A 24,930-nucleotide genomic window follows, 5' to 3' on the forward strand; every position below is an offset into this window, starting at 1 on the left:
ACACGAACGAGTCACAGCCGGCCGACCTGAGCCCGACGGACAGGCCCTGACCAAGTCGGCGCACCACAACCCGGCCCACGTCACCACACCGCCACCACACACCCCACGTTGCGCCGAGTTACGCCCACCAAGCGCCGACTCCCCCGTCGCACCTACCGTCAGGGCATGCCCACCACCGCGACCACCGCCTCCCGCGCCCTGCCGATCTCGGTCCGCGGTGTCGGGCGACGGTTCGCGCGCGACGTGCTGCGCGGGGTCGACCTCGAGGTCGCGGCCGGCGAGATCGTCGCCGTGCTCGGGCCGAGCGGCTGCGGCAAGTCGACGCTGCTGCGCCAGATCGGCGGTCTCGACGAACCCGACACCGGCACCGTCGTCATCGACGACTCCCCCAGCCGGCCCGCCGACCAGCGCTGCGCCATCGCCTTCCAGGAGCCGCGCCTCCTCCCCTGGCGCACCCTCCGCGACAACGTCGCCCTCGGCCTCCCGAACCGCACCGCCGACGGCAGCAAGCCCACCAAAGAGCAGAACCGCGCCCGCGTCACCGAGCTGCTCGACCTCGTCCAGCTCGGCGGAGTCGCCGGCCACCGCCCCCGCCAGGTCTCCGGAGGCATGGCCCAGCGCACCTCCCTCGCCCGCGCCCTCGCCCGCGAACCGACCATCCTGCTGCTCGACGAGCCGTTCGGAGCCCTCGACGCCCTCACCCGCCTCCGCATGCAAGACCTGTTGCTCGACGTGCACGACGCCCTGCCCACCACCGTCGTCCTCGTCACGCACGACGTCGACGAGGCCCTTTACCTCGCCGACCGCATCGTCCTCCTCGACGACCTCGCCGCGACCGACGCCCCCGCAGACCCGAGCCGAGGAGGCGCGGTGCCGGCCCCCGACACCGCCTTGCGCAGCAGCATCCGCCGCATCGTCGACGTCCCCGGAGCCGGCCTCGGCCGCCGCGACCGCGACGACCCCGCCCTCGCCGAACTCCGCCACGAGCTGCTCGCCGAGCTCGGCGTCTTCCGCTCCAGCGCGGCCACCACCGTCACCACCACCCTGACCGCCACCAGCACCCCCCACCGCAACGCCCCCGACAGCACGGAGACGACCCGATGACGAACCGCACCTCCCCCACCCGCCGCACCCGCACCTCCTGGGCCGGCGCCCTCGCCCTGACCGCCGCGACCGCGCTCACCCTCACCGGCTGCGTCGCCGGCGAGGACGCCCAGGGCAACGCGGCCGGCGCGGGAACGGGCTCCGACGACGCAGCCGCCGGCAGCAGCAGCGACTGGTCCACCGACACCCTGAACATCGACTTCGCGACCTACAACCCCCTCAGCCTGATCGTCAAAGACCAGGGCTTCATCGAGGAGGCGCTGGGTGACGACGTCGAGGTCACCTGGACCCAGTCGGCGGGCAGCAACAAGGCCAACGAGCTGCTGCGCGCCGGGGCCGTCGACGTCGGCTCCACCGCCGGGTCGGCCGCTCTGCTCGCCCGCTCGAACGGCTCGCCGATCCAGACCATCGACATCTACTCGCAGCCCGAATGGTCGGCGCTCGTCGTGCCCGAGCGCAGCGACATCACCGACGTCGCCGACCTCGAGGGCAAGACCATCGCCGCGACCACGGGCACCGACCCCTACTTCTTCCTGCTGCAGGCGCTCGACGAGGCCGGCCTCAGCCAGTCCGACGTCACCATCGAGAACCTCCAGCACGCCGACGGACGCGCCGCCCTCGAGAACGGCAGCGTCGACGCCTGGTCCGGGCTCGACCCGATCATGGCCGCCAGCGAGGCCGAGTCCGGCACGAAGCTGATCTACCGCAACGTCGACTTCAACTCGTACGGGTTCCTCAACGCGACCGAGTCGTTCATCAACGAGTCGCCCGACGTGGCCCAGGTCGTCGTGAACGCCTACGAGAAGGCCCGCGCCTGGGCGGAGGACAACCCCGACGAGACCGCGAGCATCCTCGCCGAGGTCGCCGCCATCGACTCCTCCGTCGCCACCACCGTGCTCGACCGCACCCACTTCGACGTCGACCCCGTGCCCGGAGCCGACCAGCAGGCCGTGCTCGAGATCGTCGCCCCCGTGCTCGTCGAGACCGGAGCCGTCCCCTCCCAGGATGATGTCGACACCGCCCTCGACTCCCTCTTCGAGCCCACCTTCGCCGAGGAGGCCGACCCGTCGTGACCGACCTCGTCACCGGCAGCACCCGCGAAGCCGACGCCCGTCAGGCCGTTCGCGACGCGTCCGTCCCTCCGACCGCAGCGGGAGCCGAGGAGGCGCGGCGCACCTCCTCGGGCACCCCGCGTCGCCGACGCCTCCCCCTGGCACTGCTCGGGGCGCTGGTCCCGGCGGCCGTGCTCGCCGCCTGGCTCCTCGCCACCGGCGTCGGAGGCGTGCCCAGCTACCGCGTGCCCTCGCCGCTCGACGTCTGGACGGCCGGCGTGCAGCTCGCCGAGACCGGCCAGCTCGGGCAGTACGTCGCGATCTCGGTGCAGCGGGTGCTCATCGGCTTCGCCGTCGGCTCGCTGATCGGGCTGGTGCTCGGCGCCGTCGTCGGGCTGTCGCGGGTGGGCGAGGCCGTGCTGGCGCCGTCGATCGCCGCGGTACGCGCCGTGCCGTCGCTCGCCTGGGTGCCGCTGCTGATCCTGTACCTCGGGATCGGCGAGGACTCCAAGGTGACCCTGATCGCGATCGGGGCGGCGTTCCCCGTCTTCACGACGGTCGCCGGGTCGCTGCGGCACGTCGACCCGCACCTCGTCGAGGCCGGGCGGGCGTACGGGCTGCGGCGCGTGTCGTTGTTCACGCGGGTGCAGCTGCCGGCCGTGATCCCGTCGCTCGTGTCGGGGCTGCGGTTGGCGCTGGCGCAGGCCTGGTTGTTCCTGGTCGCGGCCGAGCTGATCGCATCGTCGATGGGGCTCGGGTTCCTGCTGACCGAGTCGCAGTCGAACGGACGCGTCGACCGCATCTACCTGGCGATCCTGCTGCTGGCGCTGCTCGGGACGCTGAGCGACACCGTGCTCAACGTCGTGCAGCGCGTCGCCCTCCGCCGCTGGCGCTGACCGCGCCGCCCGACCCCGTTCAGCGCGTCGGGTCGGCCTCCGCCGCGCGCACGGGCTTCGGGAACGCGGCCCGCATGTGGTCGCTGGTCAGCAGGTCGCCGATGCCGATCATGAGCAGCGAGAAGACGATCTGCTCGACGACCATCCAGCCGGGGTAGAGCCCGGGGATGGTGGCGACGATGAGGGTGACGATCGGGAAGATGCGGCTGAAGAGCCGCAGCCGCGCGTAGGCCCAGTAGTAGCCGAGCTGTGCACGCCAGGCGAAGACGTAGAGCGACGCGGTGATGAACAGCACGACCGTCGAGCGGAACCACACGGCCCACGGCACGTGCTCGCCGCGGCTGGCCAGCACCGCGGCGATGAAGATGGCGGTGAGCCCGACGACGGTCTCGCCGAACAGCAGCCAGCGGATGCCCCCGAAGCTGCGGACCGTCCGCGGGTGCTCGCGCATGTCCTCGTGGATGACGTATCCGGCGTGCCGCCCGCCCGCGAACCGGTCGAGCTGCAGCCGCTGCCACACCCGATCGGCCGCAGCCGAGACCCCGGTCACCGAGGAGGCGCGGTGCCACAGCCCCGTGCCCGTCACGGTCGCACCTCGTCCACACGTCTCACGAGAGACCATGCTGCCCTACCCGAGCCCGCCCCACCGCCGACGACTCGGATACTCGGGCGGGTCGGGCTCAGTAGTTCGGCCCTCGGACCTCCCCCGGCTGGATGTCCGCGCTGGGCGACAGGGTGGCGATGTGCGCCGACCGACGGTCCAGGGCCATCGACAGGAGATAGACGGAGCCGCCCGGGCCGGTGATGACCAGCTGCGGAGACCCGTCGGACATCTCGTCGCGTTCGGCGCCCCAGCCCGCCCGGCCTCCCCAGTCGTCGACGGCCGTCTCGAAGTACGGCACGGCGTCGATCGGCCCGACGAAGGCGATGTCCAGATGCCCGGCCCAATGATGCGTGCCATCCCTCGAGGTGAGGATGCTGCCCTTCGGGTTCTGGACCACTGACTCGACCAGCGGCTGGGGAATGACCTTGGCCACCTCGAGGGTCGTCTCCTGAGTCTGTTCTTTGGCTTCCGCCAGGGCCATGCCCGAGGCCGGCTCCGTCATCTCCATCTCGTTCTCCGTCTCCATTTCCGCTGAGCATCCGCCGACGGTCAGTGCGACGGTGAGAGCGAGCGAAGCCGACAGCAGGGCTCTCCGCCTCATCGCGTCACCACCCGCTCGATGCGTTCGAGTGCCCGCAGATTGTCGACGTTGCTCTGCGCGATGAGCGAGTGATTCTCGGCGAGGATCTCCGCCTTGCGTTCGAGAGAGCTCGTCACGGCCAGTTCTCCGTCATCCGGACCCCGCAGGAGTCCATCGCTCTCGAAGGCCCAGTGGTTGCCGGGGTTCCTGCCGTCCCACACCTTCCCGGACCACTGCGCGACCTGCAGGAGGTCGAGGTACCGGTGGTCCGTGTACGTCGTCCCTTCACGCGGCTGCCAGGCGGGCGGCATGCCCGCCCCGGCGAGGGACACCACATGGTCGTACCGGGCACCCGCCACCTCGGACGACGCGACGTTCGCGAGACCCCAGCTGTGCCCCATCCCGACCTCGGTGACGACGCCGGGGTCGTACGACTGCCGGAGCCCCTCCTGGAAGCCGGCGAGGCGCTCGCCCGTCGGCTCCGCCACGACCGGCAGGTTCGCCTGGAGGAGCGTCTGGGGGAACCGGCCGTCCTTCGCGACGAAGACGACCGTCCGGGTGTCCCGCGTCGCGAACCAGTCGCCCACCTGCTGCACACCGCGGGGGTCCCGGTGGAACGACTCCATCGTCGTGCCCGTGCCCGGCACGTACGTGATGATCATCGACGTCTCCGGGCCGAAGGCGCCGATCATCTCGATGATGCGATCGGCCGCGGGGTCGAAGAGGTACAGCTGCACGGCCGGCGGTTCGGCCAGCGCACCCGCGAGGTAGTCGTCCTCCCGCTTCAACGCCGCGATCTCGTCGGAAGTGAACGACACCCCGGCTCGACCACCCGACGTCAGCAGCCGCGCGATCTCCTCCCGCCTGTCCCGTGCGTTCAGCCGGTTGGCCAGCACGCGGGCCGCCGGCGGCAGCCCGTCGAGAGCCCCGATCAGCACCGGCGCTCCCCCGACCAACGCGGCCTGCGCGGCGGTCAGCCCGTCGGCGTCCGGTGACCCGTTCCGACCCAGTTCGTCCCACCACGCCCGCACCCGCTCGGGGTCCGCCCGGAACGCCGTGTCCAGCAGCGCGGGGTGCTCACGCAGCAGCACCGCCAGGTCCGTCCGCGTCAAGCCGCCGAGCAGCGCCAGCAGCTGCTCGGGCGACCTCGTCGCCACCGCCGACTCGGTCATGGCGGGCAGGCGGCCGACGGCGACCGGATCCCCCAGCCCGACGATGCACCGACGATCGGCGTCGGCCCGTTCGATCGCCAGCTCATCATGGGCCAGGTCGACGACCAGCAGCTCGCGCCGGTCGTCGTCGACCCGTCGCTGGCAGCTCGACCTCTCGCCGGCCCGGTGGTCGGCCTCGGTCGCGAGACCGGTCGGATCGGCCGCCGCGACCTCAGCCGCCTCCCGGGTGATCGCCTCGACCCGCGCCTCCCCCAGCAGCAGCGACGTGCGCGCTCGAGTCCGCCGCGCCTCCAGCACCCGCTGCTCGCTCTGGATGCGCTCGACCGCAGCCGCGTAGGTCCGCAGCGTCGCCGCGTGGTGCTCGAGGCCGGCGGCGAGCGCGGCGAACTCCGCGGCGACATCGGCGGCCGACGACGCGAACTCCCGGCCGGACCGCCCCCGCCACGACGACTCCGCCCACCCGGCGACCCGGTGCAGCTCGGAAGCCGCCCGCTCCGCATCGTCCGCGGTCTCCGACCTGACCCGAGCCGCGCGGGAGATCTCGTCGACCGACCCGGCACCCGCATCGCCGCCGACATCCGCCCGGACCATCAGCGACGCCCGGACGATGTCGCGACCCCACCGGCACTCTCCGGGCCGCCCGCCCCGGCGCCGCCGTCCGCCGCCAGGCTGCTCACGAGCCCCGCCTCGGTACGCGACACCTCGTGCACGAACGCGTCAGGGAACCGGCCGAGTCGCTCGAGGACATCCCTCAGCAGCTCCACCCGCCGCGCGAACCGCTCGGTGACGCTGTCGAGCACCTCGGCCACCCGCACCGCGCCGACCGCGTCGAGCGAGCCCCGGGTGAGCGCCCGGTCCAGCCCCACCCGGGCATGCACCGCCGACACGGCCGACGCCACCGCCGCGATCTCCGACTCGTCGACCTCGAGATCCGCCACCCGCACCCTCGCCCTCGCTCCGCGACATAGCAATATCGCATGTGATTCGCATCACACTAGCAAGGGGAAAGCTCGGCGGGGAAGCACCGGTCAGAGCGTCGCCGCCCCGTCACCCCTGGGGAGGAAACGAGACCGACACCGCCCCCAGGAGGCGCGAGAGAGTCCCTCCACCCCTCCCGCAGCCGCCGCTCACCCCCAGGAGGCACGCACGAGCCGCCCCGCCCCCTCACACCGCCGCCGCTCGCCCCCATTCCGCCACCGAATCGACACGCCGCCACACGAGAAGGTGGCGGTATGTCGACGAGGTGGCGGCGAAGCGAGCAGCCGGCCGCCCGCACACCCCGCACCACCCCATGACGCCAGAAGGTGGACACGACGCCGGGTTCACACCTGGCGTCGTGTCCACCTCCTGGTGCACTGCGACCGAGCGACGACTACGCGCGCTTGCGCTTCTCGCGCACGCGCATGTTCACCGTGATCGGCGTGCCCTCGAAGCCGAAGATCTCGCGCAGGCGGCGCGTGATGAAGCGGCGGTACTGCGGGTCGAGGAACCCGGTCGTGAAGAGCACGAAGGTCGGCGGGCGGTTGGCCGCCTGGGTGCCGAACAGGATGCGGGGCTGCTTGCCCGAGCGCAGCGGGTGCGGGTGCTCGGCGACGAGCTCGGCGAGCAGGGCGTTGAACTTGCCGGTGGGGATGCGGGTGTCCCACGACTCGAGGGCGAGCTCGAGCGCGGGCACGAGCTTCTCGAGGTGACGACCGGTGCGGGCCGAGATGTTGACGCGCGGCGCCCACGACACGTGATCGAGGTCCTGCTCGATCTCGCGCTCGAGGTAGCGGCGACGGTCGTCGTCGAGGAGGTCCCACTTGTTGAAGGCGAGCACGAGCGCGCGGCCCGACTCGAGCACGAGGTCGATGATGCGCAGGTCCTGCGTCGAGATCGACTCGGTCACGTCGATGACGACGACGGCGACCTCGGCCTTCTCGAGCGCCGCCGAGGTGCGGAGCGAGGCGTAGAAGTCGGCGCCCTGCTGCAGGTGCACGCGCTTGCGGATTCCGGCGGTGTCGACGAAGGTCCACACGCGCCCGGCGATCTCGACCTGCTCGTCGACCGGGTCGCGGGTCGTGCCGGCCAGCTCGTTGACGACGACGCGCTCTTCACCCGCGGCCTTGTTCAGCAGCGAGCTCTTGCCGACGTTCGGGCGACCGAGGATCGCGACGCGGCGGGGTCCGCCGATCTCCTCCTTCGCGACCGTCGACACGGCGGGCAGCTTGGTCATGCAGAGGTCGAGCAGGTCGGCCACGTTGCGGCCGTGCAGCGCCGACGCGGGGAACGGCTCGCCGAGACCCAGCGACCACAGCGAGGCGGCCTCGAGGTCCTTGCGGGCGTCGTCGCTCTTGTTGGCGACGAGGATGACGGGCTTGTGCGAGGCGCGCAGCATGCGCACCACGGCCTCGTCGGTGGCGGTGGCCCCGACGTTGACGTCCACGACGAACAGCACGGCGTCGGCGAGGTCGACGGCGATCTCGGCCTGCATGGCGACGGACTTGTCGATGCCGATCGCGTCGGGCTCCCACCCGCCGGTGTCGACGAGGGTGAATCGGCGCCCGCCCCATTCGGCCTTGTACGAGACCCGGTCACGGGTGACGCCGGGCTTGTCTTCGACGACGGCCTCGCGCCTCCCGAGGATCCGGTTCACCATGGCGCTCTTGCCGACGTTCGGGCGCCCGACGATGGCGAGGACCGGCAGGGCCGGAGCGTAGGTGAGGGCGTCAGGGTCCCACTCGCCGCCCTCGAGGACGTCGACGTCCTCATCGTCGAGGTCGTAGTCGGCGAGACCCGCGCGCAGGGCACGAGCGCGCTGGTCGGCGTCTTCGTCGGGCATCGCCTGGATGCGGCCGACCATCTGCTCGTCGAGCTCGGGGTACTTGTCGTCGTCTGCCATGGTGATTCCTTATTAAGAGGGGGTGCTCGCTCGCACGAGCCCGACCACGGCGTTCACCGTCTGGTCGAAGTCGAGATGGGTGGAGTCGACGGTCGACACGCCGGGGGCGGCGGTCATGAAGTCGACGACCTTGCTGTCAAGCCGGTCACGGTTCGACAGCTGCCGAGCTGTCTCATCGGCACTCTGCCCGGTGACCTCGGCGGAACGCCTGGCCATTCTAGCCTCTTCGCTCGCCGTCAGCAGGATCCGCACCTGGGCGTCCGGTGCGACGACGGTCGTGATGTCGCGCCCCTCGGTGACGATGCCCGGCCGGTCGGTCGACGCGATGATGCGGCGGAACAGGTCGACCATGTACCGGCGGACCTCGGGGAGCTTGGCCACGTGGCTGACCGCGGTGGTGACGCGCGGGGTGCGGATCTCGTCGGTGACGTCGCGACCGTCGACCGTGACCGAGGAGGCGCGGGCCGGGTCGATCGTGATGTCGTACCGGAACGAGGGCAGCACCCCGACGATCGCGTCGGCGTCGTCGAGGTCGACGCCGGTGTCGAGCGCGTGGAGCGCGAACGCCCGGTAGGCGGCGCCGGTGTCCTGATACGCGAAGCCGAGGGCGGAGGCGGAGGCACGGCTCACGCTCGACTTGCCGCTGCCGGCCGGTCCGTCGACGGCCACCACGATGCGGCGGTGGACGGCTTCGGCGGTCTCGTCGCGGAGCTCGGCCGTGTGCGCCTCGCCGGCCGGTCCCCCCACGCCGTGCTCGCCGGGCGCGCGCTCGACGTCGACGGCGGGGTCGAAGCTCTGGTCACCCGCGGCGCTCATGCGAACGCTCCCGCGACGGTCCAGCCGCGCCGTTCGAGTTCGGCGACGAGTCGTTGTTCTTGGTCGGGCACGATGGCCACCTCCGCGAGTCCTACCGGGGCGCCGGGCGAGTGCTCCAGGCGCAGGTCTTCCAGGTTGACGCCGATCTCACCGATCTCGGTGAGCAGCCGGGCGAGCTGCCCGGGGGTGTCGTCGACGAGCACGATCACCGAGCTGAACTGGGCCGTCGATCCGTGCTTGCCGGGCAGGCGCGAGACTCCCCCGTTGCCGGAGCCGATGGCCTCGGCCACGGCACGCCGCGCTCCCGGGGCCTCGGGCTCGGCGAGCGCGTCGATGACCCCGTCGAGGTCGACCCGCAGGGCCCGCAGCACGTCGACGACGCGCGAGGCGTTCGCCCCGAGGATCTGCACCCACAGCGCGGGGTCGCTCGCGGCGATGCGCGTGACGTCGCGCACGCCCTGACCGGCGAGGTCGAGCGACGAGTCGGGTGCCTCCGCGAGTCGGCTGGCCATGAGGCTGGCGACGACCTGCGGCACGTGGCTGACGAGCGCGACGCCGGCGTCGTGCTCCTCCGGTGTCATCTCGATCGGGGTCGCGCCGAGGTCGAGCGCGAGATCCTCGACGGCCCCGGCGCGTCGGTAGGTGATGTCGTCGTGCCCGGCGATCACCCAGGGGCGGCCGATGAAGAGGTCGGCGCGGGCCGAGACGGCCCCGCCCCGTTCGCGACCGGCCATGGGGTGCGACCCGATGTAGCGCGAGACGTCGGCGCCGAGCGCCCGCAGCTCGACCAGCGGCGCGACCTTGACCGATGCGACGTCGGTGACGAGCGCCTCCGGGAACCTCTGCAGCTCGCTCGCGACGATGGTGGCGGTGACGTCGGGCGGCACCGCGACGACGACCAGCGTGGGCCGGTCGTCGTCGGAGGGGGCGCGCCCGGCGCCGTAGTCGATGGCCAGGCTGCGGGCGGCGGGCGAGACGTCGTCGAGGATGACGTCGACGCCGTGCTGCCGGAGGCGCAGCCCGATGCTCGTGCCGAGGAGGCCCGAGCCCACGATCCTCACCTGACCGACCAGCCGACGGCTGCCCTCGTCGAGGTCGTGGGCGACGAGACCGCCGGTGCGTCCGTCGGAGCCGACCGCGTCAGCCGAGGAGGCGCGGGTCGGCTCGGTCACGACCGGCCACCCCCGCGAGGACCACGCCCTCCGTCGTCGCCACGGGGCTTGTACGGACGGTCGCCGCCGCGCGAGCCGCCACGGCGGTCGTCGCCGCCGCGCGAGCCGCCACGGCGGTCGTCGCCGCCGCGGTCGTCACGAGCCGGTCCGCCGCGCGAGCCGCCCCGGTCGTCGCGCCCGGGGTAGCCGCCGCGGTCGCTCGACCGGTCGGGGCGACCCTGGTATCCGCCACGATCGGAACCGCGGTCGTCGCGACCCTGGTACCCGCCACGCTGACCACCGCGGTCGTCGCGACCCTGGTACCCGCCACGCTCGCCGCCACGGTCATCGCGACCCTGGTACCCGCCACGCTGACCGCCACGGTCATCGCGACCCTGGTAGCCGCCACGCTCGCCGCGGTCGGCACCGCGGTCGCCGCTGCGGTCTTCGCGACCGCCGCGACCGGGACCACCGGCGCGGACGCCGGAGGGGCGCCCGGTGCGCGGGTCGCGGTTCTGGTCGCGGTTCGGGTAGCCCGCGGCGCGCTCCTCCCCGGGGGTCAACGGTCGGTCGCCGCCGCGAGGGGCCGCGCCACGGTCGTCGCGCGACACGAAGCCTCCGCGGTCGGGGCGTCCACCGCGATCGTCGCGCGAGACGTATCCGCCGCGATCGGGTCGACCGGAACGGTCGTCACGGGCCGGACGAGCCCCACGGTCATCGCGACCCTGGTAGCCGCCACGGTCGTCACGACCCTGGTAGCCCCCGCGGTCGTCGCGCGCGGGACGAGCCCCGCGGTCGTCGCGCCCCTGGTAGCCACCCCGCGCGTCGCGGTCAGGGCGAGCCCCACGGTCGTCGCGACCCTGGTACCCACCACGGTCGTCACGGCCCTGATACCCACCCCGCGAGTCGCGGTCAGGACGAGCCCCACGGTCGTCGCGACCCTGGTACCCACCCCGAGAATCGCGGTCGGGTCGAGCCCCACGGTCATCGCGACCCTGGTACCCACCCCGAGAATCGCGGTCAGGACGAGCCCCACGGTCATCGCGACCCTGGTACCCACCCCGAGAATCGCGGTCGGGTCGAGCCCCACGGTCATCGCGACCCTGGTACCCACCACGCGAGTCACGGTCAGGACGAGCCCCACGGTCGTCGCGACCCTGGTACCCACCCCGGTCGTCGCGAGCCGGGCGGGCCGCTCCGGCGCCGCGGTCGTCGCGGTTCTCGCGGCGACCGGCCTGCTGGCGTCGCACCTCGGAGCGACGCGACGTCGCGGCGCCGGTGTCGCCCTTGAAACCCGACGGGCCCCGGCGGCGCTTGGCGTCGCGGGCGTCGGTGGCGGGGTCGAACTCCTCGTCGTCCTCGTCGTAGAACTCCTTCTCGACCTCGGTGTCGTCGAGCGCCACCTCGACCACGTCGGCCTCGACGACCGGCGCGTCGGCGCTCTCGGTCACGGGGGCGGCGTCGACCCGGGGCGAGGCGGTGGCGTCGCGGGCGATCGTCAGGATCGCTCCGAGCTCTGCCTTGTTCAGGGTGCGCATGTGACCGACCTTGAGCGTGCCGAGGTGCAACGGACCGAACGAGCGGCGCACGAGGTCGATGACCGGGTGGCCCACGGCCTCGAGCATGCGGCGGACGACGCGGTTGCGGCCGGAGTGCAGCGTGATCTCGATCAGCGACGAGTCGTTCGAGCGCGAGAGACCCGCCCCTCCGCCGACGAGCGCCGCCTTGTCGGCGGCGATGTGGCCGTCGTCGAGCTCGACGCCCGACAGCAGCTGAGCGATGACGTTCGGCGTGATGACGCCGCGCACCTTCGCGATGTAGGTCTTGGTGACGCCGAACGACGGGTGCGACAGCACGTGGGCGAGCTCGCCGTCGTTGGTCAGCAGCAGCAGACCCGAGGTCTCGACGTCGAGGCGGCCGACGTTGAACAGGCGCTCCTCGAACTCGTTCGCGAACTGCCGCAGGTCGGGTCGCTCGTTCTCGTCGCTCAGGGTGCTGACGACGCCGACGGGCTTGTTGAGCATCACGTAGCGGCGCGTGGTGTCGAGCTGGACGGCGCTGCCGTCGACGACGACCTTGTCCTTCTCGGGGTCGATGCGTCGACCGGCCTCGGTGACGACCTTGCCGTTCACCGTGACCCGGCCGGCGGCGATGAGGTCTTCGGAGACCCGACGCGAGGCGACGCCGGCGGCGGCCATGACCTTCTGCAGACGCTCGCCCGAGGGCAGATCGTTCTCGTTCTCAGGCGACATCGTCGAACCCTTCTTGACCGTCGGAGAGCAGCGGGGAGATGAGCGGCAGCTCATCGAGAGAATTGATGCCGAGATGGGTCAACAGGAGTTCCGTCGTTTCGTAGGTGATGGCTCCGGTCTCGGAGTCGGTGGACGACTCGGTGATGAGACCGCGCCCGAGCAGCGTGCGGACGACCGAGTCGACGTTCACCGCGCGGATCTGCGCGATGCTGCTGCGGGTGATGGGTTGCTTGTAGGCGATGACCGCCAGCGTCTCGAGAGCCGCCTGCGACAGTCTGGACGGGTTCTGCGTCAGCACGAAATCGCGGACGACCGGGTCGAACTCGGGTCGGACGTAGAAACGCCAGCCCCCGCCGACCTCCCGCAGCTCGAAGCCGCGGCGGGTGCCGCCGTCCGAGCCGTCGAAGTCGGCCACGAGCCCCTCGACCGCCTGCCGCACCGCGGCCGTCGGCGCACCGACCGCCGCCGCCAGAGACACGAGCGACTGCGGCTCGTCGGCCACCATGAGGATCGCCTCGAGCGAGCGGGCGATGGGCACCGCGGGGCCCTCGGCCCGCCCGTCGACGGCGGCGGCCCCCGACGACGTGTCGGTCGTCGAGGAGGCGCGGCGCCCCGAGGAGGCGCGGGTCGGCTCTCGCACGCCGGTCGCCTCAGTCGTCATAGTCGGCCCCCAGGCTCTCGAGCGCGTCGTCGTCCCAGTCGAGCGCCGTCCACCGGACGCTGAGCTCTCCGAGCGGCTCGATCTGCTCGAACGTGATGCTCGCGTGGCGATAGAGCTCGAGCAGGGCGAGGAATCGCGCGACGACGACGCCTCGCTCGCTCACGCCGGCGACCAGCTCGCGGAACGTCAGGCCGCCCTGGCTGCGCAGCATCGCGACGATGACGGCCGCCTGCTCGCGGATGCTCACGAGCGGGGCGTGCAGGTGGTCGAGCCCGACCGTGGGGACCTCGCGGGGGGTGAGGGCGAGGGTCGCGAGCGCCGCGAAGTCGGCGGGGCTCAGCGTCCACACGAGCTCGGGGGTGGTGACCCGGTACTTCTGCTCGAGGCGGACCGCTCGGGCGTGCCGGGCGGCCTCCGAGGCGCCGTGCTCGCCGAACCACTCGGCCGCCTGCTTGAAGGCCCGGTACTGCAGCAGCCGGGCGAAGAGCAGATCGCGCGCCTCGAGCAGTGCGACGTCCTCGGCGTCGACGAGCTCGCCCTGCGGCAGCAGACCCGCCACCTTGAGGTCGAGCAGGGTCGCGGCCACGACGATGAACTCGCTGGCCTTGTCGAGGTTCTCGCCCGTGTCGACCGTCTTGAGGTACGAGATGAACTCGTCGGTGACCGCGCTGAGGGCCACCTCGGTGACGTCCATCTCGCGTTTGCCGATCAGCGACAGCAGCAGGTCGAACGGGCCGCTGAAGTTGTCGAGGGTGACGGCGAACCCGGTGCCGGCGGCACCGGGGGCGGAGGACGCGTCGATCACGACGCCGGCGTCAGGCCGCGGCGCCACGCGCGATCAGCTCTCGGGCCAACTGCCGGTAGGCCTGGGCCGCCGGGTGCTCGGGGGCGAACTGGGTGATGGGCGTGCCGGCGACGGACGCGTCGGGGAACTTGACGGTGCGGCCGATGACGGTCTCGAGCACCTCGTCGCCGAAGGCCTCGACGACGCGCTCGAGCACCTCCCGGCTGTGCAGCGTGCGCGAGTCGAACATGGTCGGGAGGATGCCGTCGAGCGTGATGGCCGGGTTGAGCCTGTCGCGGACCTTCTCGATGGTCTCGACCAGCAGCGCGACGCCGCGCAGGGCGAAGAACTCGCACTCGAGCGGGATGAGCACGCCGTGGGCGGCGGTCAGGGCGTTGACGGTGAGCAGGCCGAGCGACGGCTGGCAGTCGATGAGGATGACGTCGTACTCGTCGCTGACCTGGCGGATGATGCGGGCGAGGATCTGCTCGCGGGCCACCTCGTTGACGAGATGCACCTCGGCGGCGGACAGATCGATGTTGGCCGGCATGACGTCGAGGTTCTCGACCCGGGTGGGCACGATCACGGCGTGCGCGTCGCGCTCCGAACCGATCATGAGGTCGTAGATCGTCGCCTGATCGTGAGCCTGGACCCCGAGCCCCGCGGTGAGGGCGCCCTGCGGGTCGAAGTCGATGGCGAGCACGCGGCGGCCGTACTCGGCGAACGAGGCGCCGAGGTTGATGGTCGTCGTGGTCTTGCCGACGCCGCCCTTCTGGTTGCAGAGGGTGATGATGCGGGCGGGGCCGTGCCCGTCGAGCGGCGCGGGGACGGGGAACTCGGTGCGAGGGCGACCGGTGGGGCCGTTGACGGGCCCGGTCGACGCCGGGGTCGACGGAGCGCTCTCGAAGAGGGCGGGGGTGCTCGATGTCGGCTTGGTGCTCACACGACGATGGTAACCGCGACCCCCGACGGGGGCGGGCTGCCGCGCCCGGCTCCCGACCGAAGAAGGTTCATGCCGTGGCTGAGGGTTTTGCCTGGTCAGGAGTGGGATGCCACGACCGTGCCCGACCCCGCGGCGCCGGGCCGCGGTGTCTTCCATCGAGCCCGGGGGTGCGCCTGCGAGTACATGTCGCGGAGGGCGTCGGCCGTCACGAGCGTGTAGATCTGCGTCGTCGCGACCGACGAGTGCCCGAGCAGCTCCTGCACCACCCGCACATCGGCTCCGCCCTCGAGGAGATGGGTGGCGAACGAGTGGCGGAACGTGTGCGGCGAGACGTCGACTCCGAGCTCGGCGCGCTCGGCCGCCGCCCGGATGACCAGCCAGGCGTTCTGACGCGACAGCCGGGCCCCCCGCGCCCCGAGGAACAGCGCGGGCGACGCCTCGCCCCGAGCCGAGAACACGGGCCGGGCTCGGACGAGATAGGCGTCGAGCGCTCGGCGAGCGAACCCGCCGAGGGGCACGATGCGCTGCTTGCCGCCCTTGCCGAACAGACGGACGACATCGCCCTCGACGACGTCGTCCACGTTCAGCGACACCGCCTCGCTCACCCGCGCCCCGGTCGCGTAGAGCACCTCGAGCAGGGCCTTGTCCCGCACGCGGACGGGGTCGTCGCCGTCCGTGGCCGCGAGAAGCGCCTCGACCTGCGCGACCGAGATCGCCTTCGGCAGCCGACTCGGCAGCTTGGGCGGTCGCGTCGTCGCGGCGACGTCCGCTTCGACGAGCCCCTCCTCGAGCAGGAAGCGATGCAGCCCCCTCACCGACGACAGCACCCGGGCGATGCTCGCCGCGCCGAGCGGCCTCTCGGGCCGCGTCGACAGCGCGACCGGGAACGCGGCCACGTCGGCGACGGTGACCTCCCTCGGGGAGGCGCGGTGCGCCCCCTCGAGATGCGCCTGCCACAGTGCCAGGTCTCGTCGATACGCCGCCACCGTGTTGACGGAGAGACCCCGCTCGACCGTGACGTGCCGCAGGTAACGGTCGACCGCCTGCGCGACCGTCAGCACGGGGCCGGTCATGCCGTCACGACTCGTCGACCGGGGTGGTCAGCGCGAGGCGTGGGCCGCGAGCGCCGCGATCGCGAGGATCGAGTTGCGGAGCCGACCGGCGAGCACACCCGACACGATGTCGTCGAGGGCGACCCAGCGCACCTCGATGTCGGCCTCCTCGGCCTCGCGGGCGAATGCCGTCTCGGTGGCCGAGACTCCGGTCGCCTGGAAGACGGTCACGGTCTCGTCGCTGCCGCCAGGGGTCGTCTTGAACACGACGAGCTCGCGCCAGTCGGTCGCGACGAGGTCGGCCTCCTCGGCCAGCTCACGCTGCGCGGCGGCCAGCTCGGGCTCGCCGTCGACGTCGAGCAGACCGGCGGGGAGCTCCCATTCGCGCGAGCGGATGGGGTGACGGTACTGGCGGATGACGAGCACCCGGCCCTCGTCGTCGACCGCGAGGATGGCCACCGCACCCGTGTGGGCGACGTACTCGCGGACGATCGTCGACCCGTCGTAGTCGAAGGCGTCACGACGGACGTTCCAGACGGCGCCCTCGAAGACGACGTCGGACGAGATGACGCGCGGCTCGAACGGCTCGTCCGCGAGGAGACCGGACGAGTCGCGCCCACCGGCCCCACCCGCCGAAGGTCGCGAGTCGCTCATGCCGTCGCCGTCTCGGTGAGGGCGCCGGTCGCGTCGTCCGCGTCGTCGGCGAACAGACGGCTCGAGTTCTGGCGGTCGAGCGACGCCTCGACGAGCCCGCTGAAGAGGGGGTGCGCGTGGTTCGGACGCGACCGCAGCTCGGGGTGCGCCTGCGTCCCGATGTAGAACGGGTGCTCGGCCCGGTCGAGCTCGACGTACTCGACGAGCGTGCCGTCGGGCGACGTGCCCGAGAAGCGCAGACCCGCGTCGGCGATCTGCTGGCGGTACTGGTTGTTGACCTCGTAACGGTGACGGTGGCGCTCGTCGACGAGCTCCGAGCCGTAGAGCTCGGCGGCCAGCGAACCGGGCGTCAGCGCCGCCGGGTAGAGACCGAGTCGCATGGTCCCGCCGAGGTCTCCCCCGGCGATGATGTCGACCTGCTCCGCCATCGTGGCGATCACGGGGAACTCGGTGTCGGGGTCGAACTCCGACGAGGAGGCGCCGGCCAGGTCGGCCTCGTTGCGCGCGTACTCGATGACCATGCACTGCAGACCGAGGCAGAGGCCGAGCGCCGGGATCCCGTTCTCGCGCGCGAAGCGGAGCGCGCCGAGCTTGCCCTCGATGCCGCGGATGCCGAAGCCGCCGGGGACGCAGATGCCGTCGACCTCGGAGAGGGCCTTCGCGGCGCCCTCGGGGGTCTCGCAGTCGTCGGAGGGGATCCAGACGAGCTTGGCCTTCGCCTGATGCGCGAACGCGCCGGCGCGGAGGGCCTCGGTGACCGACAGGTACGCGTCGGGCAGGTCGATGTACTTGCCGACGAGACCGATGGTGACCTCGTGCTTGGGCTCGTGCACGGCGTCGAGCACCGACTGCCATCCCGACCAGTCGACCTCGCCGGCCTTCTCGTCGAGACCGAGGTGGCGGATGATGTAGGCGTCGAGGCCCTGGTCGTTCAGCATCGTGGGGATGTCGTAGATGCTCGGCACGTCGATCGCGTTGACGACGGCGTCCTCGTCGACGTCGCACATGAGGGCGATCTTCCGCTTGTTGCCCTCGCTGACGGGGCGGTCGCTGCGGAGCACCAGGGCGTCGGGCTGGATGCCGATCGAGCGGAGAGCGGCGACCGAGTGCTGCGTCGGCTTGGTCTTCTGCTCGCCCGAGGCGCCCATGTAGGGCACGAGCGAGACATGCACGAAGAACACGTTCTTGCGGCCGAGCTCGTGACGCACCTGACGGGCGGACTCGATGAACGGCTGGCTCTCGATGTCGCCGACCGTGCCGCCGACCTCGGTGATGATGACGTCGGGCTTGAGGTCGCCCTCGGCCTGCTGACGCATGCGGCGCTTGATCTCGTCGGTGATGTGCGGGATCACCTGGACGGTGTCGCCGAGGTACTCGCCGCGGCGCTCCTTCGCGATGACGGTCGAGTAGATCTGGCCGGTGGTGACGTTCGCGGCCTGATCGAGGTTGATGTCCAGGAACCGCTCGTAGTGCCCGATGTCGAGGTCGGTCTCGGCTCCGTCGTCGGTGACGAACACCTCGCCGTGCTGGAACGGGTTCATCGTGCCCGGGTCGACGTTGAGGTACGGGTCGAGCTTCTGCATGACGACGCGCAGACCGCGGGCGGTGAGCAGATTGCCCAGGCTCGCTGCGGTGAGGCCCTTGCCGAGCGACGACACGACGCCGCCGGTGACGAAGATGTGCTTCGTGACGGTGGGCTGCGAGGCCCCCGTCGTGCGGTCGATGCTGTCGGACGAGGCGGCGTCAGAAGGGCCGCTCCCGTCGATCGAGGAGGAATCAAGGCCCGAGTTCTGTACGTTCACCACGGGATTCCATCCTATGTCACGCGAGGGGCCGAGACCAGCCACCGGGTGTTACGAACGTGTGTCGGCGCGGTCGCGGGCGAGATCGAGCAGCTCGCGCGCGTGATCGAGTCCGCTCGAGCTGTCGGGCAGTCCCGACAGCAGACGCGCCATCTCGGCGACGCGGTCGTCGCCCTCGAGCTGCTGGACGCTGCTCGCGGTGACCTCGCCCGAGGCGTCCTTCACGACGCGGAGGTGGTTCGTCGCGAACGCCGCCACCTGGGCGAGGTGCGTCACGACGATCACCTGGGCGCGTTCCGCGAGCGCGGCCAGCCGTCGCCCGATCTCGATCGCGGCCGATCCCCCGACCCCGGCGTCCACCTCGTCGAAGACGAAGGTGGGCACATCGCTCGACCCCGCCATGACCACCTCGAGGGCGAGCATGACGCGCGACAGCTCGCCGCCCGACGCACCCTTGCCGAGGGGCCGCGGCTCGCTGCCCGGGTGAGGGCGCAGCAGCAGCGAGACGACGTCGGCCCCCGAGGACCCGAGGTCGTCGCGCGGCGACACCTCGACGACGATCTCGGCCCCGGTCATCGCGAGGGCTCCGAGCTCGGCGCTCACCCGCTCCGAGAGATCCGCCCCGGAGGCGCGGCGCAGCTCGGTCAGCCTCCCCGCCCTGGCCTCGGCCTCGGTCCGGAACTCGCGCACCTCGTCGTCGAGCTGGGCCAGGCGGTCGTCGTCGCCGTCGAGCTCGAGCAGACGACGGCTGCCGTCGTCGAGGAGGCGGATGGCGTCGTCGAGCGTCGGCCCGTGCCGACGGACCAGGGCGGCCAGATCGGCCCGGCGGGTCTGCACGGCCTCGAGGTCGCCGGCGGCATCGCCGTCGAGTCCGCCCAGATAGCTCGACAGCCGTGACGACGTCTCGGAGACCTGCACGCTCATCTCGGCCAGGAGGTCCGCGATCGGGGCGAGAGCCGGGTCGTGCGGGGCGACGCGATCGATCTGGCGCCGCGCCTCCTCGACGAGACCCAGCACGTCGCGGGTGCCGTCGACGGCCTCCGTCGAGAGGATCTCGTGCGCGAGTCCGGCGGCGAGACGCAGGTCTTCGGCATTGCTGAGGCGCTCGGCGGACGCGTCGAGCTCGTCGAGCTCTCCGGCGACCGGGGCGACGCCCTCGATCTCGGCGATGGCGGCCCGGAGGTCGTCTGCCTCGGCGCGACGGGCGTCGCGGTCTCGCGTGATCTCGTCGAGCTCGGCGCGGGCGGCGAGCCAGGCCTCGTAGGCGACCCGGTACGACGTCGCGGCCTCGGCGAGCGGCGCTCCCCCGTGCGCGTCGACGGCGGCGCGCTGCGCGGAGGCGGACTTCAGGCGGATCTGCTCGGATTGGCCGTGCACGACCACGAGGTGGTCGGCGAGGTCGCCGAGGACGCCGATGGGAGCGGCGCGACCGCCCACGATGGCCCGGCTGCGACCCTCGGCCGACACGACGCGGCTGAGCAGCAGCTCGCCGTCGTCGACGTCGCCGCCGGCCTCGGTCACACGGTCGACGACCGGACCGTCGGCGGCGACGAGCCAGCGACCGTCGACGACGGCCTGCGCGCTGCCCGAGCGGACGATGCCGCTCTCGGCCCGTTGCCCGAGCAGGAGTCCGAGCGCGGTGACGACCATGGTCTTGCCCGCACCCGTCTCGCCCGTGACGGCGGTGAAGCCCGGTCCGAGCGGCAGGGTCGCGCGGCCGATGACGCCGAGATCGCGGATGGAGATCTCTTCGATCACGACGTAGCCGCCTGATCGGGGCCGCGCCAGCCCGTGACGGGCAGGTGGAACTTCGCGACGAGCCGGTCGGTGAACGGGCCGTGCCGCAGACGCGCCAGGCGAACGGGCTGGGTCGAGCGGGTGCACTCGACCCGGGCTCCCGGCGGGAGGTCGTGCTCGCGGCGACCATCGCACCAGAGGATGCCCTTCGCCTCGGTGCGGTTGAGCACCTCGACGGCGAGCACGGAGTCGGGGCCGACCACGAGGGGCCGGGCGAAGAGGGCGTGCGCGCTGAGCGGCACGAGCAGCAGGGCCTGCACCTCGGGCCAGACCACGGGGCCGCCGGCGGAGAACGAGTAGGCGGTCGAGCCGGTGGGGGTCGACATGACCACCCCGTCGCAGCCGAACGACGAGAGGGGTCGACCGTCGACCTCGATGACGACCTCGAGCATGCGCTCTCGCGAGGCCTTCTCGACCGTCGCCTCGTTCATCGCCCAGGTCTGGTACACGACCTCGGAGCCGCGGGTCACGGTCACGTCGAGCGCGAAGCGCTCCTCCACGTCGTAGTCGTGGGCGAGCACGCGGCGGACGGTGTCGGTCATCTCGTCGCGCTCGCTCTCGGCGAGGAACCCGACATGGCCGAGGTTGACTCCGACGATCGGAGCCGACGTGCCCCGGGTCAGCTCGGCGGCGCGGAGGATCGTGCCATCGCCGCCCAGCACGATGACGCACTCGAGGTCGTCGCAGCCGACGTCGTCGCCGAGGATGCCGACTCGCGCGAGCCCGGGCTCGGCGGCCTTGATGTCGTCGTACTCGTCGTGGGGCAGGACGGGCACGACGTCGGCCGCCGCGAGCAGCCCGCAGACCACGAGGGCGGCGTCGATCGAGTCGCGTCGCCCCGTGTGCGACACGACGAGGATGTGTCTCGTCGAAGTGATGTCTCTCACGCTCCCGTCAAGCTGTCGGCCGTGCTGAGCCATTCTGTCGGATTCGTCCCGGCGGAGGCCGAGAACCGGACGCAGTACTCCTGGTTGCCTGCGCCTCCCACGACCGGTGAGGGGATGAGCCCCACGGTTCCGAGCCCGAGGTCGTGCGCGGCCCACATCACGCTCGTGACCGCCTCGTTCCGGAGCCCCGAGTCGTGCACGACGCCCTCGCGGATGCCCTGACGACCGACCTCGAACTGCGGCTTGATCAGCAGCACGAAGTCGCTGTCCACACCCACGCTCTCGACGAGGGCCGGCAGCACCATCGTCAGCGAGATGAACGAGACGTCGGCCACGACCAGGTCGATCGAGGCGGACTCCGCCGACATGGCCCTCAGCTGCGGTCGCGTCAGGTACCGCGCGTTGACGCCCTCGACGGTCGTCACCCGCGGATCGGACCGCACCCCGGGCGACAGCTGGCCGTGCCCGACGTCGAGTGCCACGACGTGCCGGGCGCCGCGTTCCAGCAGCACCTGCGTGAACCCGCCGGTCGAGGCGCCCACGTCGAGCGCGACGCGTCCTCCCGGGTCGACGCCGAACCCGTCGAGCGCGGCGATGAGCTTGTGCGCGGCGCGGCTGACGTAGTGGTCGAGACCCGCCACGTCGATGCGGTCCGTCTCGGACACCCGCGCCGACGCCTTGACGACGCCCGAGCCGTTGATCGAGACGAGACCGTCGGCGACCAGTCGGGCGGCGTGCGTCCGCGAACGAGCCAGGCCCCGCCGTGCGAGGGCCGAGTCCAGGCGCTCCCCGTCGGCCCCCGGAGCCGTCGGCGCGTCGATCACGACGGCGCCGCGGTGTCGTCGCCGGCGCCCTCGAGCACGCGACGCAGGTCGTCGTGCAGCTCGCCGAACGCCGCGGCGCGCGAGACCAGCGGCTGCTGCTCGATGTCCCGGAGGCGCGCCTCCAGACCCTCGATGGCCTCCGTACCGTCCGTGGGCGCGTGAGTCATCTCGGGGTGGTCGTCCATGGTGGCGTCCACCCTAGTCAGCCGTGTGCAGGGCAGGGTCGACGTCGAGGCCGTAGATCGCCCGATTCGTCCCCCAGACCGCGGCGGTGCCCGCCCGGACGAGATCGGTCGGATCCGTGCCCGCGGACAGCACGCGGACGACGCTGCCGCGCACGGCGACGCTCGCATCGCGGACGCTGACGACGTGCACGTCGTCCTCGTCGTGCTCGACGATCTCGGGATAGGGCTGCTGCAGCTCGCGGAGGTCCCCGACGATGAAGTCGGGGCGCGAGGCGACCTCGGCCGACAGGAGCTGCTTGGAGCCGTCGATGCCGGTGAGGACGAGCACCGACACGAGACCCGCGCGGTTCGCGCCGATGATGTCGGTGTCGAGGCGGTCGCCGATGAACAGCGCCTTCGTCGCACCGAACCGCTCGACGGCCGCCGTGAAGATGGGCGTCTCGGGCTTGCCCGCGACCTCGGGCAGACGCCCGACCGCGGTGTGCACCGCCGACACGAGAGTGCCGTTCCCGGGCGCGATGCCGCGCTCCTGCGGGATGGTCCAGTCGGTGTTGGTCGCGATCCAGGGGATGCCGGTGTGCAGGGCGAACGACGCCTCGGCCAGCTGAGGCCAGCCCACCTCCGGGCTGAACCCCTGCATCACCGCGGCCGGCTCGTCGTCGGCGGATCGGGTCACGACGTAGCCGTTCTCCTCGAGAACGGACGTCAGCCCCTCTCCCCCGACCACCAGCACCGTCGACCCCGCAGGGACGGTCTCACCGAGGAGGCGCACGGCCGCCTGCGGGGACGTCACGACATCGTCGGCGGTCACGTTCAGACCGTAGGCGGCGAGCTGCTGGGCGACGGCCGCAGCCGTGCGCGACGCGTTGTTCGTGATGTAGCCGACGCGTCGAGTCTCGGCGATGGCCGTCAGCGACTCGACCGCGTGATCGATGGCCTGACTGCCCCGGTAGACGACGCCGTCGAGATCAGCCAGGACGGTGTCGACACCCTCGAGCGGTGTGGGCGCATCAGCCACGATCGTGCGCCTCCTCGGAGTCGTCCCCTTGGTGCGACTCGACGCCGACCTCGCCGTCCGCCTCGTCGTCACCGTCAGCCAGCTCGCCGCCGTCCGTGACCTCGGCCCCGCCGGCCTCGTCTTCGTCAACCGCGACCTCGTCAGCCACGTCGACTTCGTCAGCCTCGTCGGCTACTTCAGCCTCGTCGGCTACTTCAGCCTCGTCGGCTACTTCGGCCACGTCGCCTTCATCGACCCCGTCGGCTTCATAGAGCGCGTCAACCTCGTCGACCTCGTCGACCTCGTCGACCTCGTCGATGGACTCGAGCGGCAGCTCGGTCTCGTCGAACTCGAGCTCCTCCTCGACGATCTCGACGGTCTCGCCGTCGTCACCCTGCAGGTGCCGTTCGATCGCCGAGGAGGCGCGCTCCGAGAGGGCGCGCCACTCGTCAGCTTCGACCTCGCGGCCGAGGTCGTCGAGCACCGTCGCGTAGGCGTCGAACAGGTCGGGGCTGTACGAGAACGCCTTCGTCCGATCGAGCTGCGGGATCTCAAGCTCGCGAAGCGCGGCCTCGGCCTGCCCCAGGTCGAGTCGGGCGCCGGACATCGCGATCGCCAGCTGGACCCGCACAGGGACGTCGAGAGTGCCCGGGTCGACCGAGCGACCCAGCTCGAGTGCCCGTTCCGGGCGCTCCAGGCCGCGCTCGCTGTCGACCATCAGAGGGAGGTGGTCCTCGCGCCCCGAGATGCGTCGGTACGTCCGCAGCTCGCGCAACGCCATGGCGTAGTCACCCACGGTGTAGGCCGTGATCGCGATGGTCTCGCGCACGACGCCGATGCGCCCGGCACGACGACCCGCTGAGAGGGCGTGCTTGTGCGCCTCCTCCGGGTCCTCGTCGATGAGGCGCCCCGCCATGACCAGGTGCCGAGCGACCCAGTCGGCGTTGTCCTTGCTGAGCGTCTTCAGCTCCCCCCGGGCGACCTTGTCGAGATCGCGAGGCTCGACGTCGTCGGGCACGTGCGCGACGTCCTGAGGGGGACGCACGGACTTGAGGCCGAAGGGATCCCGGTCCTCAGGCGTCTCGCGAGGGCGGAACGGTTCGCGACCCGTGCGCGGACCCCCGCTCCGCGGCCCATTCGACGAACGGCGGTCGTCTCCTCCCGGACGCCCCGAGGAGGCGCGGTCCGGTCGAGGGGACCGCTCCCCGTAAGACGGACGGTCAGAACGCTGGGTGCGATCACCGTAGGACGGGCGATCCCCACGCTGCGGGCGGTCGCCCGACGAAGGACGGTCCGAACGCTGCGGACGATCACCGTAAGCCGGGCGATCCCCACGCTGCGGACGGTCGCCCGACGAAGGGCGATCCGATCGCTGCGGACGATCACCGTACGACGGGCGGTCCCCACGCTGGGGACGATCACCGGAAGGACGGTCGGAGCGTTGGGGACGATCACCGGAGAACGGACGATCGGAACGAGGTGCCCTGTCGTCTCGTGGAGGACGACCGTCACGAGACTGGTCTCGGCGAGGCCCGCGCCGATCGTCGGCGGGGCGACGGTCGGCAGCGGAACCGGAGTCGTCGGAGCGTCGGGGACGGTCTCTACGGTCGTCGTCGTCTCGGTCACTCACGGAGGTGCTCCTCAAAATCTCTGCCAGCTGTTGTGTTGTAGGGGTCGAGTCTACCTGCCGTCCCGTGGCTTGAGAGCGGCGATCCGAGACCGTCCTTAAACGCAGATGGGCCCCTTCCGAGGAAGGGGCCCATCTGGTGTTACTAAAAGGAGTCCGGCGGTGTCCTACTCTCCCACAAGGTCCCCCTTGCAGTACCATCGGCGCTG

The 24,930-nt window shown here is 71.8% G+C and carries 22 protein-coding genes and 1 pseudogene; 3 read left to right on the top strand and 20 right to left on the bottom strand.

Features of this window, described 5'->3' with window-relative positions; translation table 11 throughout:
- Nucleotides 1–165 precede the first annotated feature (165 nt).
- From ASF17_RS09060 to ASF17_RS09070, 3 genes are read left to right on the top strand one after another with little or no spacing between them, the layout of a single operon-like run.
- Nucleotides 166–1,104 carry an ABC transporter ATP-binding protein gene (locus ASF17_RS09060; protein ID WP_082475189.1) on the top strand — a complete coding sequence of 313 codons (939 nt, stop codon included), beginning with the start codon at nt 166–168 and terminating at the stop codon, nt 1,102–1,104.
- A complete protein-coding gene (locus ASF17_RS09065; protein WP_055798064.1) occupies nt 1,101–2,177 on the top strand; it encodes an aliphatic sulfonate ABC transporter substrate-binding protein in 1,077 nt (358 codons plus the stop codon). Before ASF17_RS09060 ends, ASF17_RS09065 begins: the two co-directional genes overlap by 4 nt.
- Complete coding sequence (locus ASF17_RS09070) at nt 2,174–3,052, top strand: ABC transporter permease (RefSeq protein WP_055798067.1); 879 nt, start codon at nt 2,174–2,176, stop codon at nt 3,050–3,052. The genes ASF17_RS09065 and ASF17_RS09070 overlap by 4 nt, the downstream gene beginning before the upstream one ends.
- Before the next feature lie 19 nt (nt 3,053–3,071).
- Here ASF17_RS09070 and ASF17_RS09075 read toward each other — a convergent pair whose 3' ends face one another.
- The 20 genes and pseudogenes from ASF17_RS09075 to ASF17_RS09170 form a co-directional block, all read right to left on the bottom strand.
- Nucleotides 3,072–3,638 (bottom strand): hypothetical protein, encoded by a 567-nt coding sequence (locus ASF17_RS09075; protein ID WP_235476469.1) that lies wholly within the window; start codon nt 3,636–3,638, stop codon nt 3,072–3,074.
- A 94-nt stretch (nt 3,639–3,732) separates the two neighbouring features.
- Nucleotides 3,733–4,182 carry a hypothetical protein gene (locus tag ASF17_RS09080; protein WP_156357351.1) on the bottom strand — a complete coding sequence of 150 codons (450 nt, stop codon included), beginning with the start codon at nt 4,180–4,182 and terminating at the stop codon, nt 3,733–3,735.
- A gap of 71 nt (nt 4,183–4,253) precedes the next feature.
- Nucleotides 4,254–5,999, bottom strand: a complete 1,746-nt coding sequence (locus tag ASF17_RS09085) for a hypothetical protein (RefSeq protein WP_055798073.1) — start codon at nt 5,997–5,999, stop codon at nt 4,254–4,256.
- Complete coding sequence (locus ASF17_RS09090) at nt 5,999–6,346, bottom strand: hypothetical protein (RefSeq protein WP_055798077.1); 348 nt, start codon at nt 6,344–6,346, stop codon at nt 5,999–6,001. Before ASF17_RS09090 ends, ASF17_RS09085 begins: the two co-directional genes overlap by 1 nt.
- A 434-nt stretch (nt 6,347–6,780) precedes the next feature.
- Nucleotides 6,781–8,229, bottom strand: a complete 1,449-nt coding sequence (gene der / locus ASF17_RS09095; protein WP_442855740.1) for a ribosome biogenesis GTPase Der — start codon at nt 8,227–8,229, stop codon at nt 6,781–6,783.
- A gap of 72 nt (nt 8,230–8,301) precedes the next feature.
- Nucleotides 8,302–9,105: a (d)CMP kinase gene (gene cmk / locus ASF17_RS09100; protein ID WP_082475190.1), complete on the bottom strand. Its 804-nt coding sequence runs from the start codon at nt 9,103–9,105 to the stop codon at nt 8,302–8,304.
- The gene (locus ASF17_RS09105; RefSeq protein ID WP_055798627.1) at nt 9,102–10,178 is read right to left on the bottom strand and encodes a prephenate dehydrogenase; all 1,077 of its coding nucleotides are present in this window, start codon (nt 10,176–10,178) and stop codon (nt 9,102–9,104) included. Before ASF17_RS09105 ends, cmk begins: the two co-directional genes overlap by 4 nt.
- 1,547 nt (nt 10,179–11,725) lie before the next feature.
- Nucleotides 11,726–12,508, bottom strand: a pseudogene (locus tag ASF17_RS15980) (pseudouridine synthase); the annotation flags it as partial.
- Nucleotides 12,498–13,046, bottom strand: a complete 549-nt coding sequence (gene scpB / locus ASF17_RS09115) for an SMC-Scp complex subunit ScpB (protein ID WP_055798630.1) — start codon at nt 13,044–13,046, stop codon at nt 12,498–12,500. The pseudogene ASF17_RS15980 and the gene scpB, both read right to left, overlap by 11 nt.
- Nucleotides 13,047–13,158: 112 nt before the next feature.
- Nucleotides 13,159–14,001, bottom strand: a complete 843-nt coding sequence (locus ASF17_RS09120; RefSeq protein WP_055798083.1) for a segregation and condensation protein A — start codon at nt 13,999–14,001, stop codon at nt 13,159–13,161.
- Complete coding sequence (locus ASF17_RS09125) at nt 13,985–14,896, bottom strand: ParA family protein (RefSeq protein WP_055798087.1); 912 nt, start codon at nt 14,894–14,896, stop codon at nt 13,985–13,987. Before ASF17_RS09125 ends, ASF17_RS09120 begins: the two co-directional genes overlap by 17 nt.
- 95 nt (nt 14,897–14,991) lie before the next feature.
- Nucleotides 14,992–15,969, bottom strand: coding sequence for a site-specific tyrosine recombinase XerD (gene xerD, locus ASF17_RS09130; protein ID WP_055798091.1), 978 nt, complete (start codon nt 15,967–15,969; stop codon nt 14,992–14,994).
- 27 nt (nt 15,970–15,996) lie between these two features.
- Complete coding sequence (locus ASF17_RS09135; RefSeq protein ID WP_055798094.1) at nt 15,997–16,602, bottom strand: NUDIX domain-containing protein; 606 nt, start codon at nt 16,600–16,602, stop codon at nt 15,997–15,999.
- Nucleotides 16,599–18,326 (bottom strand): CTP synthase, encoded by a 1,728-nt coding sequence (locus tag ASF17_RS09140; RefSeq protein WP_156357372.1) that lies wholly within the window; start codon nt 18,324–18,326, stop codon nt 16,599–16,601. The genes ASF17_RS09135 and ASF17_RS09140 overlap by 4 nt, the downstream gene beginning before the upstream one ends.
- Nucleotides 18,327–18,455: 129 nt before the next feature.
- The gene (gene recN, locus ASF17_RS09145) at nt 18,456–20,162 is read right to left on the bottom strand and encodes a DNA repair protein RecN (RefSeq protein ID WP_055798097.1); all 1,707 of its coding nucleotides are present in this window, start codon (nt 20,160–20,162) and stop codon (nt 18,456–18,458) included.
- Nucleotides 20,159–21,079: an NAD kinase gene (locus ASF17_RS09150; protein WP_235476507.1), complete on the bottom strand. Its 921-nt coding sequence runs from the start codon at nt 21,077–21,079 to the stop codon at nt 20,159–20,161. The genes recN and ASF17_RS09150 overlap by 4 nt, the downstream gene beginning before the upstream one ends.
- Before the next feature lie 5 nt (nt 21,080–21,084).
- Nucleotides 21,085–21,912 (bottom strand): TlyA family RNA methyltransferase, encoded by an 828-nt coding sequence (locus ASF17_RS09155; protein WP_235476473.1) that lies wholly within the window; start codon nt 21,910–21,912, stop codon nt 21,085–21,087.
- The gene (locus tag ASF17_RS09160) at nt 21,909–22,097 is read right to left on the bottom strand and encodes a hypothetical protein (RefSeq protein WP_156357352.1); all 189 of its coding nucleotides are present in this window, start codon (nt 22,095–22,097) and stop codon (nt 21,909–21,911) included. The genes ASF17_RS09155 and ASF17_RS09160 overlap by 4 nt, the downstream gene beginning before the upstream one ends.
- 13 nt (nt 22,098–22,110) lie before the next feature.
- Nucleotides 22,111–23,115 carry an HAD-IIA family hydrolase gene (locus tag ASF17_RS09165; RefSeq protein WP_235476475.1) on the bottom strand — a complete coding sequence of 335 codons (1,005 nt, stop codon included), beginning with the start codon at nt 23,113–23,115 and terminating at the stop codon, nt 22,111–22,113.
- Nucleotides 23,108–24,112: a hypothetical protein gene (locus ASF17_RS09170; RefSeq protein WP_200913454.1), complete on the bottom strand. Its 1,005-nt coding sequence runs from the start codon at nt 24,110–24,112 to the stop codon at nt 23,108–23,110. Before ASF17_RS09170 ends, ASF17_RS09165 begins: the two co-directional genes overlap by 8 nt.
- Nucleotides 24,113–24,930 lie beyond the last annotated feature (818 nt).

The sequence above is a fragment of the Frigoribacterium sp. Leaf263 genome (genome assembly GCF_001422285.1).
Taxonomy (GTDB): Bacteria; Actinomycetota; Actinomycetes; order Actinomycetales; family Microbacteriaceae; genus Frigoribacterium.

Excerpts from the sequence above, each read along its gene's own strand:
- der (WP_442855740.1), bottom strand. The coding sequence starts at position 8,229 with ATGCCCGACGAAGACGCCGACCAGCGCGCTCGTGCCCTGCGCGCGGGT.
- ASF17_RS09060 (WP_082475189.1), top strand. The coding sequence starts at position 166 with ATGCCCACCACCGCGACCACCGCCTCCCGCGCCCTGCCGATCTCGGTC.
- ASF17_RS09085 (WP_055798073.1), bottom strand. The coding sequence starts at position 5,999 with ATGGTCCGGGCGGATGTCGGCGGCGATGCGGGTGCCGGGTCGGTCGAC.
- ASF17_RS09080 (WP_156357351.1), bottom strand. The coding sequence starts at position 4,182 with ATGGAGACGGAGAACGAGATGGAGATGACGGAGCCGGCCTCGGGCATG.
- xerD (WP_055798091.1), bottom strand. The coding sequence starts at position 15,969 with ATGACCGGCCCCGTGCTGACGGTCGCGCAGGCGGTCGACCGTTACCTG.
- ASF17_RS09160 (WP_156357352.1), bottom strand. The coding sequence starts at position 22,097 with ATGGACGACCACCCCGAGATGACTCACGCGCCCACGGACGGTACGGAG.
- cmk (WP_082475190.1), bottom strand. The coding sequence starts at position 9,105 with ATGAGCGCCGCGGGTGACCAGAGCTTCGACCCCGCCGTCGACGTCGAG.
- ASF17_RS09135 (WP_055798094.1), bottom strand. The coding sequence starts at position 16,602 with ATGAGCGACTCGCGACCTTCGGCGGGTGGGGCCGGTGGGCGCGACTCG.
- ASF17_RS09065 (WP_055798064.1), top strand. The coding sequence starts at position 1,101 with ATGACGAACCGCACCTCCCCCACCCGCCGCACCCGCACCTCCTGGGCC.